The sequence below is a fragment of the Arthrobacter halodurans genome (assembly GCF_041877255.1).
In the GTDB taxonomy this organism is placed as follows: domain Bacteria; phylum Actinomycetota; class Actinomycetes; order Actinomycetales; family Micrococcaceae; genus Arthrobacter_N; species Arthrobacter_N halodurans.
This window is the reverse complement of sequence record NZ_JBHDLJ010000015.1, coordinates 67,006-85,708: the sequence shown is the minus strand read 5'-3', so window position 1 is coordinate 85,708 and position 18,703 is coordinate 67,006. Positions and strand designations below refer to the sequence as shown.

At 71.6% G+C, this 18,703-nt stretch carries 14 protein-coding genes; 12 read left to right on the top strand and 2 right to left on the bottom strand.

Annotated features, from left to right (window positions below; genetic code table 11):
- The first annotated feature begins 134 nt into the window (after positions 1–134).
- From ACETWP_RS15090 to ACETWP_RS15055, 8 genes are all read left to right on the top strand, one after another.
- The gene (locus tag ACETWP_RS15090; RefSeq protein WP_373973091.1) at positions 135–656 is read left to right on the top strand and encodes a gamma carbonic anhydrase family protein; all 522 of its coding nucleotides are present in this window, start codon (positions 135–137) and stop codon (positions 654–656) included.
- Positions 657–658: 2 nt separating this feature from the next.
- Entirely contained in the window at positions 659–1,273 is a 615-nt protein-coding gene (locus ACETWP_RS15085) for a DinB family protein (RefSeq protein ID WP_373973090.1), read from the top strand.
- 200 nt (positions 1,274–1,473) lie between these two features.
- Positions 1,474–2,565 carry a Gfo/Idh/MocA family protein gene (locus ACETWP_RS15080; protein ID WP_373973089.1) on the top strand — a complete coding sequence of 364 codons (1,092 nt, stop codon included), beginning with the start codon at positions 1,474–1,476 and terminating at the stop codon, positions 2,563–2,565.
- Positions 2,566–2,846: 281 nt separating this feature from the next.
- The gene (locus ACETWP_RS15075) at positions 2,847–4,316 is read left to right on the top strand and encodes a glutamate-cysteine ligase family protein (RefSeq protein WP_373973088.1); all 1,470 of its coding nucleotides are present in this window, start codon (positions 2,847–2,849) and stop codon (positions 4,314–4,316) included.
- Positions 4,317–4,469: 153 nt separating this feature from the next.
- The gene (locus ACETWP_RS15070; protein WP_373973087.1) at positions 4,470–5,657 is read left to right on the top strand and encodes an ROK family transcriptional regulator; all 1,188 of its coding nucleotides are present in this window, start codon (positions 4,470–4,472) and stop codon (positions 5,655–5,657) included.
- 121 nt (positions 5,658–5,778) lie between these two features.
- On the top strand, positions 5,779–7,329 hold the full coding sequence (mmsA, locus tag ACETWP_RS15065) for a multiple monosaccharide ABC transporter ATP-binding protein (protein ID WP_373973086.1): 1,551 nt from the start codon (positions 5,779–5,781) through the stop codon (positions 7,327–7,329).
- Positions 7,330–7,363: 34 nt separating this feature from the next.
- Positions 7,364–8,635 (top strand): multiple monosaccharide ABC transporter permease, encoded by a 1,272-nt coding sequence (gene mmsB / locus ACETWP_RS15060; RefSeq protein WP_373973085.1) that lies wholly within the window; start codon positions 7,364–7,366, stop codon positions 8,633–8,635.
- Positions 8,636–8,694: 59 nt separating this feature from the next.
- Complete coding sequence (locus ACETWP_RS15055; RefSeq protein ID WP_373973084.1) at positions 8,695–9,801, top strand: substrate-binding domain-containing protein; 1,107 nt, start codon at positions 8,695–8,697, stop codon at positions 9,799–9,801.
- A gap of 126 nt (positions 9,802–9,927) precedes the next feature.
- Here the strand turns inward: ACETWP_RS15055 and ACETWP_RS15050 are convergent, their stop codons facing one another.
- Positions 9,928–10,887, bottom strand: coding sequence for a bile acid:sodium symporter family protein (locus tag ACETWP_RS15050; RefSeq protein ID WP_373973083.1), 960 nt, complete (start codon positions 10,885–10,887; stop codon positions 9,928–9,930).
- Between the two features lie 236 nt (positions 10,888–11,123).
- Between ACETWP_RS15050 and ACETWP_RS15045 the strand changes: the two genes are divergently transcribed.
- The 4 genes from ACETWP_RS15045 to ACETWP_RS15030 are packed head-to-tail and all read left to right on the top strand — an operon-like array spanning position 11,124 to position 16,364.
- Positions 11,124–12,782 carry an ABC transporter substrate-binding protein gene (locus ACETWP_RS15045; RefSeq protein WP_373973082.1) on the top strand — a complete coding sequence of 553 codons (1,659 nt, stop codon included), beginning with the start codon at positions 11,124–11,126 and terminating at the stop codon, positions 12,780–12,782.
- 14 nt (positions 12,783–12,796) lie between these two features.
- The gene (locus ACETWP_RS15040; RefSeq protein WP_373973081.1) at positions 12,797–13,819 is read left to right on the top strand and encodes an ABC transporter permease; all 1,023 of its coding nucleotides are present in this window, start codon (positions 12,797–12,799) and stop codon (positions 13,817–13,819) included.
- Entirely contained in the window at positions 13,816–14,646 is an 831-nt protein-coding gene (locus ACETWP_RS15035) for an ABC transporter permease (protein WP_373973080.1), read from the top strand. The genes ACETWP_RS15040 and ACETWP_RS15035 overlap by 4 nt, the downstream gene beginning before the upstream one ends.
- The gene (locus tag ACETWP_RS15030) at positions 14,643–16,364 is read left to right on the top strand and encodes a dipeptide ABC transporter ATP-binding protein (RefSeq protein ID WP_373973079.1); all 1,722 of its coding nucleotides are present in this window, start codon (positions 14,643–14,645) and stop codon (positions 16,362–16,364) included. Before ACETWP_RS15035 ends, ACETWP_RS15030 begins: the two co-directional genes overlap by 4 nt.
- A gap of 76 nt (positions 16,365–16,440) precedes the next feature.
- Here ACETWP_RS15030 and ACETWP_RS15025 read toward each other — a convergent pair whose 3' ends face one another.
- Positions 16,441–18,660, bottom strand: a complete 2,220-nt coding sequence (locus tag ACETWP_RS15025; RefSeq protein WP_373973078.1) for an NADP-dependent isocitrate dehydrogenase — start codon at positions 18,658–18,660, stop codon at positions 16,441–16,443.
- Positions 18,661–18,703: the final 43 nt, after the last annotated feature.

The window sequence follows — 18,703 nt, the reverse complement described above, 5'->3', positions numbered from 1 at the left end:
TCTTGCCCCGTCCCTCAGGTGTAGCGCACCGGCCGGGATCGCGCCACCGAAGGGCCCCGCCGCGGGCCACGCCATCCCCGCGGCCCGCGTCGGCGCCACCGTCGCCACTCGCGGGTCGTGGCTAGACTCGGCCCATGGCACACATCATCAGCATCGACGGCAAGACCCCCGAGGTCGCCGAGACCGCATTCGTCGCCCCCACGGCCGCCCTCTCCGGGGACGTCGTCCTGGCTGCCGGATCCAGCGCCTTCTACGGCGTCTCGGTCCGCGGGGACTCGGACGCGATCCGCATCGGCGCGGGAACGAACCTCCAGGACAACGTGGTCGTCCATGCCGACCGCGGGGTGCCGTGCACCGTCGGCGAGCGCGTCTCGGTGGGCCATTCCGCGGTGATCCACGGCTGCACCATCGGCGACGACTGCCTCATCGGCATGAGCGCCACGGTGATGAACGGCGCGGTGATCGGCGAGGGTTCGCTGGTCGCGGCCGGGGCGCTGGTGCTCGAGGGCACGCGCGTCCCGCCGCGCTCGCTGGTCGCCGGAGTCCCGGCGAAGGTCCGGCGCGAGCTGACCGACGACGAGGTGGAGTCCCTGAAGCGCAACGCCTCGAGCTACCTGGAACTGGCCGCGGCGCACCGCGCCGCCAACGCGTCCTAATCGTGTCTCGGCCCTCGGCTCGCCTGCGCTCGACCGTGGACGGCATCCTGCGCCTCGTCGCGCCGCTTCCCGCGTCCGCGTGGGAGCGCCCGGCGAGCGGCCTCGACTGGACGTGCCGCGAAACGGCCGCCCACCTGATGGACGACTTCGGAGCCTACGCCCTCCAGCTGTCGGGGTCCACGCCTCCGCAGACGGGCTACGCGCGGTTCAGGGAGCCGCCGCCGTGGACCCCCGGAGGCACCACGTCGGTCTTCTGGCCGGACCCGGAGGCCGGGACGGAAGGCGTCGTCGAATGCCTGGATGCCGCGGCCGGGCTCCTGTGCGCGGTCGTCGATGCGGCGGGACCCGGGAAGCGCGGCTACCACCCCCACGGGATCTCGGACGCGTCGGGGTTCGCCGCGATGGGGATGGCCGAGGCCACGCTGCACGCCCACGACATCCTCGCGGCGCAGGGCATCCGCTACGCACCGGAGCCGGGGACGGCCACCGCCATCCTCGACCGGCTCTTCCCCGACGCCGCCCGGAGCGAGGACCCGTGGCGGGACCTCCTCGCCGCGACCGGGCGCACGCCCGAGACGCGCGGCGTCCGCTGGCACTGGGACTCGTCGGTCCGCTGATCCGCAGCGCACAGGCGGGGCCCCCGTCCGAGGACGGGGGCCCCGCCGCATCACGCGTTCCGGCCCGTTCAAACCGAAAGGGCGATTTCCCGCACTCAACCCACGGACACCATCATAGTCGTGGATTGACGAGATGAGTCAAGCAGTTCTCACCATCGGTTTGATTGCCCGCCAGCCGCCGGGCGTGGAAAGCTGGCACCATGACCGCCTTCTTCCCGCTCCCGCCCTGCGCGGCGCCCGGCGCCCCCTCCCCCATCGAGGCCACCGGCCGGACCCTGCGCTGGGGCGTCGTCTCCACCGGGCGCATCGCGGACGCCGTGGTCTCGGACATCAACCTGCTCGAGGACGCGCGGCTCCTGGCGGTCAGCTCGCGCGACCGCGGCCGCGCGGAGGCCTTCGCCGCGCGGCACGGAGCGGAGAAGACCTACCACGACGCCGACGGCATGGCCGCCTACCTGCGGATGTTCGCGGACCCCGAGATCGACGTGGTCTACATCGCCACCCCCCACGGGCAGCACTACGAGGTCGCCCGGGCCGCGCTGGAGGCCGGCAAGCACGTCCTGTGCGAGAAGTCGCTCACGATCAACGCGGCCGAGGCCGAGGAACTCGTCCGGCTGGCCGGTGCGAACGGGTTGTTTCTTATGGAGGCCATCTGGACCCGGTTCCTGCCCGCGGTCCACCGCGCGCTGTCAATCGTCCACTCCGGGGAGCTCGGCGACGTGGCGTGGGTCCGGGCCGACCTCGGCTTCCCCGCCGCCTACGACCCGCAGTGGCGCCTGTGGGACCCTGCGGCGGGCGGCGGCGCCCTCCTGGACCTGGCCGTCTACCCGCTCACGTGGGCCCTGGGGGCGCTCGGCTTCCCCCAGCTCGTCCAGGCGGCGGGCGTCCTGAACGACGACGGCGTCGATGCCCAGGAGGCGCTGACCCTCACATATTCCGGCGGGCGGCAGGCCCAGCTCATGTGCAGCCTGATCGGTGCGGGGCCGCGCGACGCCACGATCTCCTGCACCGCGGGGTGGCTGCGCACGGGCCAGCCGCTGAACAATCCCTCGACGATCGAGGTCTACCCGGTGGGCGCCGAGGCGCGCGTCGAGGAGTTCGAGCCCGTGGGCCGCAACTTCACGTACGAGCTCCGCGAGACGACGCGCTGCATCCAGGAGGGCCTCACGGAAAGCCCGACCATCCCCTGGGCGCACACCGTGGACACCATGCGCCTGCTCGACGGCGTGCGCAACCAGCTGGGACTGCGCTACGCCAACGACGGCCAGGCCGTGGTCCGCGGACGGCGCTAGGCCCCTCCCGCCGCGGCGTCCCTCCACGGTTCCCTGCCACGGGACCCGGCGGGAGCGCCGGCGCACCCGGCGGCGGGCACCGGCCCGGTCGGCCGCGGACGCGTCGATGTGCTCCGGGGGCACATCGATGTGGCCCCGCCGGCGCGTCGACGGGACTCCGCCGGCGCATCGTCGAGACCCCGCCGGTGCATCGTCGAGACCCCGCGGGCGCATCGACTAGACCCCGCGGGCGCATCGACTAGGCCGTATACAGCCGCACCCGGCGCCAGTACTCTCTAGCCATGGGAGCAGAAGTCAACGCCAAGACGTTCAGCCGCGAGCAGCGCACCCGCTATCGGGAACGCCTCATGGAGAACCTGGAGACCTTCGAGGCCTACCTGTCGGAGGGGCGCTTCGCCACGAGCGGGACCATTGGCCTGGAGCTCGAGCTCAACCTCTCCAACGAGGACTTCACTCCCGCGATGCGCAACGCGGCCGTCCTCGAGCAGATCGCCGATCCCGCGTTCCAGACGGAGATCGGCGCCTTCAACATCGAGCTCAACCACCCGGCCCTGTCGGTGGCCGGCCGGGGCCTGCGGGAACTCGAGGAGAGTCTGCGCACCCAGCTCAACCGGGCCGACGACCGCGCGGAGAACGTCGGGGCCGAGATCCTGATGGTGGGCATCCTGCCGACGCTGCGCCAGGAGCTGGTGCGCGACAAGGGTTGGATCAGCTCCGGAAAGCGCTACGCAGCGCTGAACAACTCGGTGCTGCAGGCCCGCGGCGAGGACGTGTTGATCGACATCGTCGGCGAGGAGCGGCTGCGCTTCTACGCGGACAACATCGCGCCCGAGGCAGCCTGCACCTCGGTGCAGCTGCACCTCCAGGTCTCCCCCGGCCAGTTCGCCCCGGTCTGGAACGCGGCGCAGGTGATCGCGGGGCCGCAGGTGGCGCTGGCCGCCAACTCGCCGGTCTTCATGGAGAAGGTGCTGTGGCACGAGTCCCGGATCGAGGTCTTCAAACAGTCCATCGATACGCGGGCCCCGGAGATGCGCAACCAGGGAGTGCGCCCCCGCGTGTGGTTCGGGGAGCGGTGGATCACCTCCATCTTCGACCTGTTCGAGGAGAACGTCCGGTACTTTCCGGCGCTGCTGCCCGAGCTCGCCCGCCGCCGGGCCGAGTCGACCGCCGCCGGCGCCCCGCAGCTCCACGAGCTGCGGCTGCACAACGGCACGGTGTACCGCTGGAACCGGCCGATCTACGACCCCGGCGACGACATGCCGAACCTGCGCCTCGAGAACCGCCTGCTGCCCGCGGGGCCGACCGTCCTGGACACCGTGGCGAACGCGGCGTTTTTCTTCGGGCTGATCCGCAAGCTGCGCACCGCCGAGCGGCCGCTGTGGTCGCGCATGGCCTTCGCCACGGCGTCGGACAACTTCCAGGCCTGCGCGCGGCAGGGACTGGATGCGAACGTCTACTGGCCGGGCATCGGCGACATCCCGGTCTCCGAGCTGATCGTGCGCCATCTGCTGCCGCTGGCCGCCGAGGGGCTGGAGGAACTTGGTGTCGACAAGGCCGTCGCCAACCGGTACCTCGACGTCCTGCGCGAGCGGGCCAGGACGGAACAGAACGGCGCTTCCTGGCAGATCGCCGCGCTGCGCCGCCTGGAGCTCCACGGACTGGACCGGCGCCGGGCGCTGCAGGAGATGACGCGGCTCTACTGGGAGCACATGCACCATTCCGGGCCGGTGCACGAGTGGCCGCTCCCCTGAGCACGGCGGACCAGGCGGCGGCGGCCGCGGGGTGCGCCCCGGGCGCGCGACCCCCTGCCCCTTGTCCTCACAACCCGAGGACAGATGGGGAATTTCCGCCAGTTTGCGTTTACTTCTTGACGGCAACAGGTGATGTGACCCAGACTACGTGTCATGCCTTCAACGACCGCAGCGCAGAGCCGCCGGCAGAACCCCGGCTCGCAGTCTGCCCTGCGGCACCGCAACCAGCAGCGCATCGTGGCCTGCCTGCTCAACGGCCCGTCGACGCAGGCCGAACTGGCCCGGCAAACCGGCCTGTCCACGGCCACCGTCTCCAACATCGTCAAGACGATGGTCGACGGCGGGCTGGCCGCCACCGAACCGACCACGAGCTCCGGGCGCCGGGCCCTCAACGTCCGCCTGACCGGCAAGGGGACGGTGGCGGTCGGCGTGGACTTCGGGCGCCGGCACCTGCGCGTCGTCGTCGCGTCCCTGGGCCACCGGGTCCTGGCGGAGGAGTCCGTGGGCCTCCCGTTGGGGCACCGCGCCCAGGAAGGCATCGAGACCGCCGTCGCGCTCGTGGACCGGCTGCTGGCCCAGAGCGGCCTCCCGCGCTCCGCCGCCGTCGGGGCGGGCGTCGGCATCCCCGGACCCATCGACCGCCGCACCGGGACCGTTGCGCAGGGCGCGATCCTCCCGGAATGGGTCGGCATCAACATCCTGCAGAGGTTGGAGGACGCGCTCAAGATGCCGGTCTTCGTGGACAACGACGCGAACCTCGGCGCCCTTGCCGAGGTCACCTGGGGTCCGCACGGCCGGACCGACAACCTGCTCTTCCTGAAGATCGGCTCCGGCGTGGGCGCCGGGCTGATCATCAACGGCTCACCCTTCTACGGCAACGTGGGCATCACCGGGGAGCTCGGCCACGCGACCATCCACGAGCACGGCCTGGTCTGCCGGTGCGGCAACCGGGGCTGCCTCGAGACCGTGGCGTCGACGACGACCATGCTCGAGCTGCTGTCCCGCGGCGAGGACCCCCCGCGCAACGCGGAGGACATCGTGCGCAACGCCCTCGCCGGCGACTCGGCGACGCTGCGCGTCGTGGACGACGCCGGGGCCGCCGTCGGGCGGGCCCTGGGCAACGTCGCCAACCTCATCAACCCGGAGGTCATCGTGGTCGGCGGCCCGCTGGCCGACCTCGGCGACCTGCTGCTGGACCCGATCCGGCGGGGGCTGATCCGCCACGCGGTCCCCGTCGTCGGCGAAAGCACCCGGCTCACCATGTCCTCCCTCGGCGACCGCGCGGAGGCTCTGGGCGCCACGGCCCTGGTCTTCCAGCACACCGGAATCAGGGCCACGTGAGCGCGCCGCCGGCCCGCGCGCCGGACCCTGGCGATCGAACGGTCCCCGCGCCCACACCACCACACCGCCCCACACCCCGTGGGGAAGACACCGTCGTCACCCTACGGAGGCACACAGGCAGATGAACACAGGAAACCGCCCCCCGGTCATCTTGGAGATGCGCTCCATCACCAAGGAGTTCCCCGGCGTCAAGGCGCTGGACAACGTCAGCCTGAGCGTCAAGGCGGCGGAGGTGCACGCCATCTGCGGCGAGAACGGCGCCGGCAAGTCGACGCTCATGAAGGTGCTCTCCGGCGTCTACCCCCACGGGACGTACACCGGCGACATCTTCTACCAGAACGAGGTCCAGCAGTTCCGGGACATCCGCGCCAGCGAGCAGGCGGGGATCGTGATCATCCACCAGGAGCTCGCGCTGATCCCGGAGCTCTCCATCATGGAGAACATCTTCCTCGGCAACGAGCCCTCCAAGTGGGGCGTGATCGACTGGGCGGAGGCCCGGCTGCGCTCCACCGAACTGCTCGCCCGGGTCGGCCTGCGCGAGGACCCGGACACGCCCATCAAGGAGATCGGCGTCGGCAAGCAGCAGCTCGTGGAGATCGCCAAGGCCCTGAACAAGTCGGTGAAGCTCCTCATCCTCGACGAGCCGACCGCCGCCCTCAACGAGTCGGACTCGCAGCACCTGCTGGACCTGATCCTCGGACTCAAGGGCCGGGGCATCACCTCCATCATCATTTCCCACAAGCTCAACGAGATCGAGCAGATCGCCGACTCCATCACGATCATCCGCGACGGCAAGTCGATCGAGACGCTGGACGTCAAGGCCGACGGCGTGGACGAAGACCGCATCATCAAGGGCATGGTGGGTCGCACGCTGGAGTCGCGGTTCCCCGACCACGAGCCGACGATCGGCGAGACGTTCTTCGAGGTCAGGAACTGGAATGTCGGCCACCCCCAGGTGGAGGACCGCCTGGTCTGCAAGAACTCCAACTTCTTCGTCCGCCGCGGGGAGATCGTCGGGTTCGCCGGCCTCATGGGGGCCGGGCGCACGGAGCTCGCCCGCTCGGTGTTCGGCCGCTCCTACGGGCGCTTCCTCTCCGGGGAGCTCCACATGGACGGGAAGAAGCTCGAACTCCGGAACGTCCCGCAGGCCATCGACGCGGGCCTCGCCTACGTCACCGAGGACCGCAAGACACTCGGCGTGAACCTGCTCGACGACATCAAGAGCACCGTGGTCTCGGCGAACCTGAAGAAGATCAGCCGCCTCAGCGTGGTCGACGACCACGCCGAGTTCGAGACCGCGGAGCGCTACCGCAAGTCGCTGCGCATCAAGGCCCCCACCGTCGAGGAGGGCGTCTCCAAGCTCTCGGGCGGCAACCAGCAGAAGGTCGTGCTGGCCAAGTGGATGTTCACCGACCCCGAGCTCCTCATCCTGGACGAACCGACGCGCGGCATCGACGTCGGCGCCAAGTACGAGATCTACGGGATCGTCCAGGAGCTGGCGCGCCAAGGCAAGGGGGTCATCGTCATCTCCTCCGAGCTGCCCGAGCTGCTGGGGCTCTCCGACCGCATCTACACGATCTTCGAGGGCGCCATCACCGGCGTCGTCACCAAGGAAGAAGCCACGCAGGAAAACCTGATGCGGCTGATGACCACCGCCCGCAAATCCGCATGACCACCCGCACACATCAGACGCTAGGACGGAAACAATGAACGCGATCAAGAAGCTCTTTGGCGGCAACACCCGCCAATTCGGCATGATCTTCGCCCTCGTGGCACTGATCCTCTTCTTCCAGTGGCAAACCGGCGGCAGGACGCTGACGCCCGGCAACGTCATCAACCTCTTCAACGGCAACGCGTACATCCTGATCCTCGCCATCGGCATGGTGCTGGTGATCATCGCCGGGCACATCGACCTCTCCGTGGGCTCGGTCGCCGCGTTCGTGGGCGTCTCCGTGGCGCTGGCCATGCGCGACTGGGGCCTGGAATGGTATGTCGCGATCCTCTTCGGGTTGGCGCTCGGCGCACTGATCGGCATCTGGCAGGGGTTCTGGACGGCCTACGTGGGCATCCCCGCGTTCATCGTCACGCTGGCGGGCATGCTGATCTTCCGCGGGCTCAACCAGCTCGTGGGCAAGTCCAACACCATCCCGGTGCCGCAGGACTTCCAGTACATCGGCTCGGGCTACCTCCCGGAGATCGGCCCGAACACCGGCTACAACAACCTGACGCTGCTCCTGGGCCTGCTCGCGGTGGCGTTCGTCGTCGTCGGCTCGCTCCGCTCCCGCTCCAAGGCCAAGAAGCTCGGGGCCGAGGTCCCGGAGCTGTGGGTGACCGCGACCAAGCTGACCCTCATCAGCGGTGCCATCCTCTACGCCACGTACCTGTTCGCGACGGGCCGCCCGGGGACCTCGTTCCCGGTCCCGGGCCTGATCCTCGCCGTGCTCGTGCTGGTCTACGGCTTCGTCGCCTCGCGCACCATCGTCGGGCGCCACGTCTACGCCGTCGGCGGCAACCGCCACGCGGCCGAACTCTCCGGCGTCCGCTCCCGCCGGGTGAACTTCCTCGTCATGATGAACATGTCGATCCTCGCCGGCCTCGCGGGCATGATCTTCGTCGGCCGCTCCACCGCCTCCGGGCCGTTCGACGGCATCGGCTGGGAGCTCGACGCCATCGCGGCCGTCTTCATCGGCGGCGCGGCCGTCACCGGCGGCGTCGGCACCGTGATCGGCTCCATCATCGGCGGCCTGGTCATGGCGGTCCTGAACAACGGCCTGCAGCTCATGGGCATCGGCGCCGACGCCACGCAGATCATCAAGGGCCTCGTGCTGCTCGTGGCAGTGGCCTTCGACATCTACAACAAGTCCCAGGGCAAGCCGTCCATCAGCGGGCTGCTGACGCGCCTCTTCGGCAGCAACGGCGGCACCAACAAGCCCGACGAGACGACGCCGACGTCGGAAGTCATCACCCGGGGCGCGTAGCGCGCCGCCCGCAGGCCACCCCCAGATCTCCAACCCTCACCACAGAAAGCGAACACGCAATGCGCATCATAGGAAAAGCACGAAAGGCGGCAGCCGTCGCCGCCATCGCGGCGTTGGCGCTCACCGCCTGCGGCCGCGAGGACACCGGCACCGGGACCGCGGACGGGACCGAGACGGCCGCGGCCGGATTCGACCAGGGCGCGACGATCGGCGTCGCGCTGCCGCAGAAGACCAGCGAGAACTGGGTCCTGGCGGAGAGCCTGTTCAACGAGGGCCTGTCGGAGGCCGGATTCGAGCCGGACGTCCAGTTCGCCAACGGTGGCGTCTCCGAGCAGCAGAACCAGATCAGCGCCATGGTCACCAACGGCGCCAAGGTCATCATCGTCGGCGCCATCGACGGCGCCCAGCTCGGCACGCAGCTCAAGATGGCCAAGGACTCCGGGGCCACGATCATCGCGTACGACCGCCTCCTGCTGAACACCGCGGACGCCGACTACTACGTCGCGTACGACAACTTCCGCGTCGGCGAGCTCCAGGGCGAGGCCCTGCTGGCCGGACTCGCGGAGCGGAAGGGCGACGGACCGTACAACATCGAGCTCATGGCCGGATCCCCCGACGACGCCAACGCCAAGGTGTTCTTCGACGGCGCCATGTCGATCCTCCAGCCCAAGATCGACGACGGCACCCTGAAGGTCCTGTCCGGGCAGGACACCTTCGAGCAGGTCGTGACGCAGGGCTGGAAGGCCGAGAACGCCCAGAAGCGCATGGACACCCTCCTGACCGGCACGTACTCCTCGGAGGAGCTTCACGGCATCCTGTCGCCGAACGACACGCTGGCCCGGGCCGCGCTGACCTCCGTGAAGGCCGCCGGCAAGGAGACCCCCGTCGTGACGGGTCAGGACTCCGAGGTCGAGTCCGTGAAGTCCATCATGGCCGGCGAGCAGTACTCGACCATCAACAAGGACACCCGCGCGCTCGTCGAGCACGCGATCACCATGGTCACGGACCTGCAGGCGGGCCAGGCGCCCGAGGTCAACGACGAGGAGTCCTACGACAACGGCGTCAAGGTCGTTCCGGCCTACCTGCTCGAGCCGGTCATCGTGACCGAGGAGAACGTCAAGACGGCCTACGAGGACGACCCGGTGCTGGGCCCCATCACCCAGTAGTCGGATCCACGCCGCAGCCGGACAATACCCGGTGGCCGGGGCGCCACGCCGACGAGGCGCCTCGGCCGGACACGACGGCGGGCGGTCACCCTGGGGTGGCCGCCCGCCGTCGTGCGTGGGAGGGTCCTACGTCGCGCCGCCCCGCCGCCAGATCGCCGCCATGACGGCGCCGGAGACGTTGTGCCAGACGGAGAAGACGGCGCCGGGGAGCGCGGCTTCGGGGCTGAAGTACTGCCCGGCCAGGCCCGCCGCGAGGCCGGAGTTCTGCATGCCGACCTCCACGGCCATCGTTCGGCGCGACGGGATCGGCAGCCCGAACAGCTTGGCGGTCCCGTAGCCGAGCAGGTAGCCGCCGGCGTTGTGGGCGATGACGGCCACCAGGATCAGCAGGCCCGCGCTGAAGATCGCGGCGGCGCTCCCGGCGACCACGGCGACGACGACGAAGGTGATCGCCAGCACCGAGACCCACGGCAGGGCCGGCAGCACCCGGTTCACCACCGACGGGATCAGGTACCGGGCGGCGAGCCCGAGGACGACCGGAACCAGGACGATCTGCACGATGCTCCGCGCCATCGAGCCGGCGTCGACGGGCATGTACTGCCCGGCCAGCCAGAGCGTCAGCAGCGGCGTGAGGACCGGCGCGATCAGTGTCGAGACGCTGGTCATGGTGACGGAGAGCGCCACATCGCCCCTGGCCAGGTACGTCACCACGTTCGAGGCCGTGCCGCCGGGCGCGCAGCCGACCAGGATGACCCCGGCGGCCAGCGCGGGCGGCAGCTGCAGCGCCATCGAGATGCCGAGCCCCAGCAGCGGCATGATCGCGTACTGGGCGACGACGCCGAGCAGGACGGGCAGCGGCCGCCGGACGACGAGGGCGAAGTCGGGCAGCGTCAGGGTGAGCCCCATGCCGAACATGATGACCATGAGGGCGGGGGTGATGAACGCCGACCAGCCGAGGAAGGGGGCGGGAAGGAACAGCGCCAGCGCGCCGCCCGCGAGGATCAGGAGCGGGAACACGGTCACGGCCACGCGGGCGCTGCGTTCCTCCGCGGAATCCCGGGTGGTGGTTGCGAGTGAGGATGACATGCCAGACACCTTGTCAAACGACGCGTCGGCGCGGTGAATTGTGACGCGGCGAAAGCGGGCCCGGCCCCCCGCGGGGGCCCCGGGCCCGCCACCCACGCCCATGACCCACGCCCATGACCCACGCAACAGCGCCCGGGACCCGGCTGGACTAGGCTGGTCGCACCCATGTCCCGGCCCGCGGTCCCGTTCCGACCCCGCCCGCCCGGGCCCGCACCAGCACGTCAGGAATCGCCACCATGTTGATCCCCGTCCGTCCCGCGCGCGCCGCCGCGTCCGCCGCCGGCGTCCTCTCGGCGGCCCTGCTGCTGTCCGGCTGCAGCGCCGGCCCGGGTCCGCAGACCGCGGCCGACGCCGAGCCCGTCGCCGGCGGGACCCTGGTCTACGCCTCGGGAGACGCCGAGCCGACCTGCCTGGATCCGCATGTGGGCGGCAACTACCCCCAGGCGCTGCTCGCCGGGCAGTTCCTCGAGACGCTGTTCGCCAAGGACGACGCCGGGCGCATCGTACCCTGGCTCGCCGAATCCGCCGAGCCCTCCGCGGACGGCCTCACGTGGACCCTGACGCTGCGCGACGGCATCGAGTTCACGGACGGCACGCCGTTCGACGCCGCCGCCGTCCAGGCCAACATCGAGCACCTGCAGGACCCGGACACGGCCTCCTCCACGGGCTACCTCGCCCTGGGGAAGGTCGCGGAGACCACGGTCGAGGACCCGCGGACCCTCACGCTGCGGCTCAGCGCCCCGGACAGCGCCCTCCTGGAGTCCCTGTCCATGCCGTGGGTCGCCATGGAGTCGGCCGAGGCCCTCGCGCGCACCCAGGAGGAGAACTGCGCGGCCCCGGTGGGGACCGGCCCGTTCAAGGTCGAGCGGTGGACCAAGCAGGAGTCGGTCGAACTCGTGCGGAACGAGGACTACACCGTGCCCGTGGAGGGAGCGTCCCACGCGGGCCCGGCCCACCTGGACGGCATCACCTGGACGTTCATCCCCGAGGCCGCCACGCGCTTCGCGGCCCTGCAGGCCGGCACCGCCGACATCATCGACAACGCGCAGCCGGACGCCATCGCCTCCGCCGCCGGGTCGGACACCATCCGCCACCTCGACGCGCCGCGCCCGGGCGCCTCCAACCGGATCGAGCTGAACTCCTCGAAGGCGCCGTTCGACGACGCGCGGGTGCGCGAGGCCTTCATCCGCTCCGTCGACGTCGATTCCGCCGTCCAGTCCCTGTACTTCGGCACCGCCGAGCGGTCCCATTCGGCCCTGTCCAGCGTCGAGCCGCTCGGATACTCCGACGCCGCGCCGTTCGGCCACGACCCGGAGTCCGCGGCGCGGCTGCTGGACGAGGCCGGCTGGGATCAGCGGGACCCCGAGGGATACCGCACCAAGGACGGCCGGCGCCTCACGCTGGCCTTCCCGGTGAGCACGAACCAGTCGGTTCCGGCGGAGCAGTCCCTGTTCCAGCAGCTGCAGGCGACGGCCAAGGCCACCGGCTTCGAGGTGAAGCTGGGGCTGCTCGACCTCTCCAGCTGGTACGGCGCCCTCGCCGAGAACGAATACGACCTGGTCAGCGCGCCGTACACCAAGGTGGGTCCGGACGTCCTGCGCATCCTGTTCCACTCGGACAGCACGCAGCCGGCGCCGTCCGGATACTTCGCCAACCACAGCCAGGTCACCGACCCGGAGCTGGACGCGCTCCTCACGGAGGCCGGCGAGACCACCGACCAGGCGCGGCGGGAGGCGCTGTACGACCAGGCGCAGCGCCTGGTGCTGGAGGGCCACTACGTCCTGCCGCTCTACGACCAGCAGAACCACTTCCTGTACGGGTCGCGGCTGAACGGCGTCGGCGCCACCACCTCGGTCGCCAGTCCCACCTTCCACGGCGCCTGGCTCTCCAACTAGCCGAACGCCCACCGATGCCAGCCGACCCGCGGAACGACGACGACGCCCGCCCCGGGCTGCCCGCGGCACCCGCCGGGCCGTCCACCGTCCGCCGGCTCGCCCTGCCGGCACCGGTGCGCTGGCTGGCGGCCAAGGCCGCGGGTGCCGTCTTCGTGCTGTGGGCCGTCGCGACGCTGATCTTCCTCGCGATCCGCCTCATCCCCGGGGACCCCGCCGAGGCCATCCTCGGCGGCCCCGGGTCGCAGGCCTCCCCCGAGGCGCTGGCGGCCGCCCGCCGCGACTACGGGCTCGACGAGCCGCTGGCCGTCCAGTACCTGACGCAGCTCGGCCGCCTCGCCCAGGGCGACCTCGGGACGAGCTATTCCCTGCGGGTTCCCGTGGCGGAGCTGCTGGCCGAGCAGCTCCCCGGCACCCTGCTGCTCGCGCTGTTGGCCTGGGCCCTCGCCTGGTGCCTTGCCCTCGGGATGGCCGTCTGGTCCACGGTGGGCGGCCGCGCCGCCGGGGCCGTCGCGTCGGGCCTGGAGATCGCGGCCGCCGCCGTGCCGCACTTCTGGCTGGCCAGCGTGCTGGTCCTGGTCTTCTCCAACGCCCTGCAGTGGCTCCCCCCGGTCAGCACCAACAGCCCGGCCGGCCTGGTCATGCCGGTCCTGACGCTGACTCTGCCCCTCGCGGGCTTCCTCGGCCAGCTCATGCGCGAGTCGATGCTGACCGCGATGGCCTCCCCGTTCGCGCTCTCGGCGCGGGCCCGCGGCGAGGGCGAGGCCGGCGTGCTCGTCCGGCACGGGCTGCGGCACGCGGCCCTCCCGGGCATCTCGCTCTCCGGCTGGGCCCTCGGGTCGCTGGTCGGCGGGGCCGTGGTGGTCGAGTCGGTCTTCGCCCGCCCCGGCCTGGGCCGCAGCCTGCTAAGCGCGGTCACGCTGCGGGACGTCCCGCTGGTCACGGGCGTCGCGCTCGTCTCCGCGCTCGCCTACGTCCTCGTGATGGCGGCCTCCGAGCTCGCCGAACGCCTGGTCGACCCCCGGCTGCGTGCCGCGTGAGGCGGCTCGGCGGCGCGGCGGCGGCGACGGCGGGATCCGCCGCCGTCCTGCTCCTGCTGCTCCTCGCGGCCCTCGTCCCGCACCTGCTGGCGCCCTTCGACCCGCTGGCGATCGACCCCTCCGCCGCGTTCCGGCCGCCGTCCGCGGACCACTGGCTGGGCACCGACGAATCCGGCCGCGACACCTACTCGCGGGTCGTCCACGGCGCGCGCGAGTCGCTGCTGATCGGGGCCGCGGCCACCGGCATCGGGCTGGGCCTCGCGCTGCTGCTGGGGGTCCCCGCCGGGCTCGGCGCCGGCGGCGGCCCGACGGGCCGCCGGCTCGACTTCGGCATCGGCCGGATCCTCGAGGTGCTCTTCTCGCTGCCGGGGCTGCTGCTGGCCCTCGTGTTCATCGCGTTCGCCGGCCCCGGGGTGGGCACGGCCGTGGTCGCGGTCGGCCTCGGCACCGCGCCGGGCTACGCGAGGATCGTCAGGGCGCAAGTCGCCGCGCTGCGGACCTCGGGCATGATCGAGGCCGCCGTCGTGCTGGGCCGCTCCCCCGCGCGGATCCTCCTGCGCCACCTGCTGCCGAACGCGCTGGGGCCGGTGCTGGTGCTGGCGACGCTCGGCCTCGGCCAGGCCGTCGTCTGGGCGTCCGCGCTGAGCTTCCTGGGCCTGGGCGCGCCGCCACCGGCGCCGGAATGGGGCGCCATGCTCTCCGCCGGACGCATCTACCTGGGCATCGCGTGGTGGCTGACCGTCTTCCCCGGACTCGCGATTGTGCTGGTCGCGGCCGCCAGCACGGTGCTGGGGCGGTCGCTGCAGCGCCGGACGGTGGGCGCGTGAGGCCCCGGGACGCCGCCACGCGCGCCCCGGCGTCGTCCGCTGCGACGGGTCCCGCGGGCGGCGCGGCGGATCCGGAGGCGCTGCTGAGCGTCCGGAACCTGAGCGTCGCGTTCGGCGGCACGCGGGTCGTGGACGGCGTGTCCTTCGCGCTCGCCCCCGGCGAGTGCCTGGCGCTGGTCGGCGAATCCGGCTCGGGCAAGTCCGTCACCGCGCGGACGCTGATCGGACTGACCGGGCGCCACCGGGCGGCCGAACGCACCACCGTGACGGCGGACGCCCTCCGGCTCGCGGACCGGGACCTGCTGTTGCCGGCCGGCGACCGGCGCTGGCGCGGGATCCGCGGGTCGCAGGTCGGGCTGGTCCTGCAGGACGCGCTCGTCTCCCTCGACCCGCTGCGCACCGTCGGCCGCGAGATCGAGGACTCCCTGCGCCTGCACACGCGGTTGCGCGGCCGGGAACGGGCGGCGCGCGTGCGCGGGCTGCTGGCCTCGGTCGGCCTGGACGCGTCGGTGGCCGGCCGGCGCCCGGACCAGCTCTCGGGCGGCATGCGGCAGCGTGCGCTGATCGCCTCGGCGATCGCCCTCGATCCTCCGCTGCTCATCGCCGACGAACCGACGACGGCGCTGGACGCCACCATCCAGGCCCAGGTCCTGGGGCTCCTGGCCGACCTCCGGCGGCGGGGCTCGGCCATGCTCCTCATCAGCCACGATCTGTCGGTCGTTGGCTCCGTGGCCGACCGGATCGCGGTCATGCGGGACGGGCGCATCGTCGAACAGGGCACCGCCCGCCAGGTGCTGACCGCCCCGCGGCACGACTACACGCGGATGCTGCTCCGCGCGGTCCCGTCCGGCAAGCCCCGCGGAACGCGCCTGACGATTCCCGGCGATGGGGCGGGAGCCACCGCGGTCGCGGAAACGACCGGGGCGGGACCGGCACCGTCCGCGCCGGCACCGTCCGTGGAGGCCGTCTCGCTGCGCAAGACCTTTGTCGGCGCGGATGGCGCGCCGTTCGACGCGGTCTCCGACGTGTCCTTCACCCTGATGCCGGGACGGACGCTCGGCCTGGTCGGCGAGTCCGGCTCCGGCAAGTCGACCACCGCCCGCCTGGTGTTGGGCCTCGCGGCGCCGGACGCCGGGGAGGTCCGGCTCTTCGGCGGGCCCTGGAGCTCCCTGCCCGAGTCCGCGCGCCGGCCCGCGCGGCCCCGGCTCGGCGCCGTCTACCAGGACGCGCTCGGATCGTTCGACCCGCGCCTCACGGTCGGGGCGCTCCTCGTCGACGCGCTGAGCGCCGGGAAGACCTCGCGGGCGCGCGCGCACCCCGAAGGCGTCCATCGGCTGCTGGGCCTGGTCGGGCTGGAGCCGGCCCTCGCCGGGCGGCAACCGCGCACCCTCTCCGGCGGCCAGCGCCAACGCGTCGCCATCGCCCGAGCCCTGGCGCCCGGGCCGTCGGTCCTGGTGTGCGACGAGCCCGTTTCCGCTCTCGACGTGTCCGTCCAGGCGCAGATCCTGGACCTGCTGGACGACCTGCAGGGGCGGCTCGGCCTGAGCTACCTGTTCATCTCCCACGACCTCGCGGTCATCCGCCACGTCAGCGACGACGTCGCCGTGATGCGGGCGGGCAGGATCGTGGAGCACGGGGCCACCGAGCGGGTCTTCTCGGCCCCGCGGCACGCCTACACGCGCCGCCTCCTCGCCGCGGGGTTCCCCTCCCCCGCCTGAGTCCCGCGCACGACGACGGCGCGCCACCGAAGGGGGGCGACGCGCCGTCGTCGTGCGGTGCCGGTGGGCCCGGGAACTAGCCCAGGGTCGACACGACCCGGTTCAGCGTGGCCGAGGGGCGCATGACGGCCTCGACCTTGGCCCCGTCGGGACGGTAGTAGCCCCCGAGGTCGACGGGCGAGCCCTGGACGGCGAGCAGCTCGCCCACGATGGCCTCCTCGTTCGACGTCAGCTCCCCGGCGACGGCGGCGAAGGCCCGGGCCAGCTCGGCGTCCTCGGTCTGGCCCGCGAGTTCCTTGGCCCAGTACTGCGCCAGGTAGAAGTGGCTGCCGCGGTTGTCGAGCTCGCCGACCTTGCGCTTGGGGGACTTGTCCTCCAGCAGGAACGTGCCGGTGGCGCGGTCGAGCGTGTCCGCGAGGACCTGCGCGCGGGCGTTGCCCGTGCTGGTGGCCAGGTGCTCGAAGCTCACGGCGAGGGCGAGGAACTCGCCGAGGCTGTCCCAGCGGAGGTGGTTCTCCGAGAGCAGCTGCTGCACGTGCTTCGGGGCGGATCCGCCCGCGCCGGTCTCGAAGAGGCCGCCGCCGTGGATCAGCGGCACCACGGAGAGCATCTTGGCGCTGGTCCCGAGCTCCAGGATGGGGAAGAGGTCGGTGAGGTAGTCGCGCAGCACGTTGCCGGAGACGGAGATCGTGTCCTCGCCGCGGCGCAGGCGCTCCAGCGTGAAGGCCGTCGCCTCCTCGGGGCTCATGATCTCGATCCGCAGACCCTCGGTGTCGTGCTCCTTGAGGTACTCCTCGACCTTCGCGATGAGGTTCGCGTCGTGCGCGCGGCCCTTGTCCAGCCAGAACACGGCCGGCATGCCGGAGGCGCGGGACCGGGTGACGGCCAGCTTGACCCAGTCGCGGATCGGGACGTCCTTGGTCTGGCAGGCGCGCCAGATGTCCCCGGGCGCGACCTGGTGCTCGATCAGCACGTTGCCGGCACGGTCCAGGACCTGGACCGTGCCCGCGGACTGGATCTCGAACGTCTTGTCGTGGCTGCCGTATTCCTCGGCGGCCTGGGCCATGAGCCCGACGTTCGGGACGGTGCCCATGGTGGTCGGGTCGAAGGCGCCGTGGGCGCGGCAGTCGTCGATGACGACCTGGTAGATGCCGGCGTACGAGCTGTCGGGGAGCACCGCGAGCGTGTCGGCCTCGCGGCCGTCCGGGCCCCACATGTGGCCGGAGGAGCGGATCATCGCGGGCATGGAGGCGTCGACGATGATGTCCGACGGCACGTGGAGGCTGGTGATGCCCTTGTCCGAGTCGACCATGGCCAGTGCCGGGCCCTCGTCGAGGCCCTTCTTGATGGCCGCCTGCACGCCCTCGCGGACGTCGGCGGACAGCTCCTCGAGCCCGCCGAGGATCGCGGCGAGACCGTTGTTCGGGCTGAGACCGGCCGCGGCCAGGTTGTCGCCGTACTGGTCGAACAGCTCGGAGAAGTAGGCCTTGACGACGTGCCCGAAGATGATCGGATCGGAGACCTTCATCATGGTGGCCTTGAGGTGCGCAGAGAAGAGGACGCCCTCCTCCTTGGCCCGGGTGACCTGGGCGGCGAGGAACCCGTCCAGGGCCGCGGCGCGCAGGACGGTGCCGTCGATGACCTCGTGGGCCTGGACGGGGAGCGCCTTCTTCAGGACCTTGACCGTGCCGTCCTCGCGGACCAGCTGGATGGAGAGCGTGTCGTCGGCCGGGAGGACCACGGACTTCTCGTTGGCGCGGAAGTCGTCGTCACCCATGGTCGCGACGTTGGTCTTGCAGTCCGCGCTCCACGCGCCCATGGAGTGCGGGTTCTGGCGGGCGTAGTTCTTCACCGACAGCGGCGCGCGGCGGTCGGAGTTGCCCTCGCGGAGGACCGGGTTCACGGCGGAGCCCTTGATCTTGTCGTACCGAGCGCGGATGTCCGTCTCCTCGTCGGAGGAGGGGTTGTCCGGGTAGTCCGGGAGGGCGTAGCCCTGGCCCTGGAGTTCCGCGATGGCCGCCTTCAGCTGCGGGATCGACGCGCTGATGTTCGGCAGCTTGATGATGTTGGCCTCCGGCTTCTTCGCCAGGTCGCCCAGTTCGGCCAGCGCGTCGCCGACGCGCTGGTCCTCGGTCAGGAAGTCGCCGAACACGGCGATGATGCGGCCAGCCAGCGAGATGTCGCGGGTCTCCACTTCCACGCCGGCGGTCGACGCGAACGCCTCCACGATCGGCAGGAACGAATAGGTCGCCAGCATGGGCGCTTCATCGGTGTGGGTATAGATAATCTTGGCCATGGGTGAGGCATCTCCCTGAAAGGTCTACGGAATCTTCACATCT

What these genes read in the sequence shown, in the direction of transcription:
- ACETWP_RS15090 (WP_373973091.1), top strand. Translation starts at nt 135, where the DNA reads ATGGCACACATCATCAGCATCGACGGCAAGACCCCCGAGGTCGCCGAG.
- ACETWP_RS15080 (WP_373973089.1), top strand. Translation starts at nt 1,474, where the DNA reads ATGACCGCCTTCTTCCCGCTCCCGCCCTGCGCGGCGCCCGGCGCCCCC.
- ACETWP_RS15075 (WP_373973088.1), top strand. Translation starts at nt 2,847, where the DNA reads ATGGGAGCAGAAGTCAACGCCAAGACGTTCAGCCGCGAGCAGCGCACC.
- ACETWP_RS15070 (WP_373973087.1), top strand. Translation starts at nt 4,470, where the DNA reads ATGCCTTCAACGACCGCAGCGCAGAGCCGCCGGCAGAACCCCGGCTCG.
- mmsA (WP_373973086.1), top strand. Translation starts at nt 5,779, where the DNA reads ATGAACACAGGAAACCGCCCCCCGGTCATCTTGGAGATGCGCTCCATC.
- mmsB (WP_373973085.1), top strand. Translation starts at nt 7,364, where the DNA reads ATGAACGCGATCAAGAAGCTCTTTGGCGGCAACACCCGCCAATTCGGC.
- ACETWP_RS15055 (WP_373973084.1), top strand. Translation starts at nt 8,695, where the DNA reads ATGCGCATCATAGGAAAAGCACGAAAGGCGGCAGCCGTCGCCGCCATC.
- ACETWP_RS15050 (WP_373973083.1), bottom strand. Translation starts at nt 10,887, where the DNA reads ATGTCATCCTCACTCGCAACCACCACCCGGGATTCCGCGGAGGAACGC.
- ACETWP_RS15045 (WP_373973082.1), top strand. Translation starts at nt 11,124, where the DNA reads ATGTTGATCCCCGTCCGTCCCGCGCGCGCCGCCGCGTCCGCCGCCGGC.
- ACETWP_RS15040 (WP_373973081.1), top strand. Translation starts at nt 12,797, where the DNA reads ATGCCAGCCGACCCGCGGAACGACGACGACGCCCGCCCCGGGCTGCCC.
- ACETWP_RS15025 (WP_373973078.1), bottom strand. Translation starts at nt 18,660, where the DNA reads ATGGCCAAGATTATCTATACCCACACCGATGAAGCGCCCATGCTGGCG.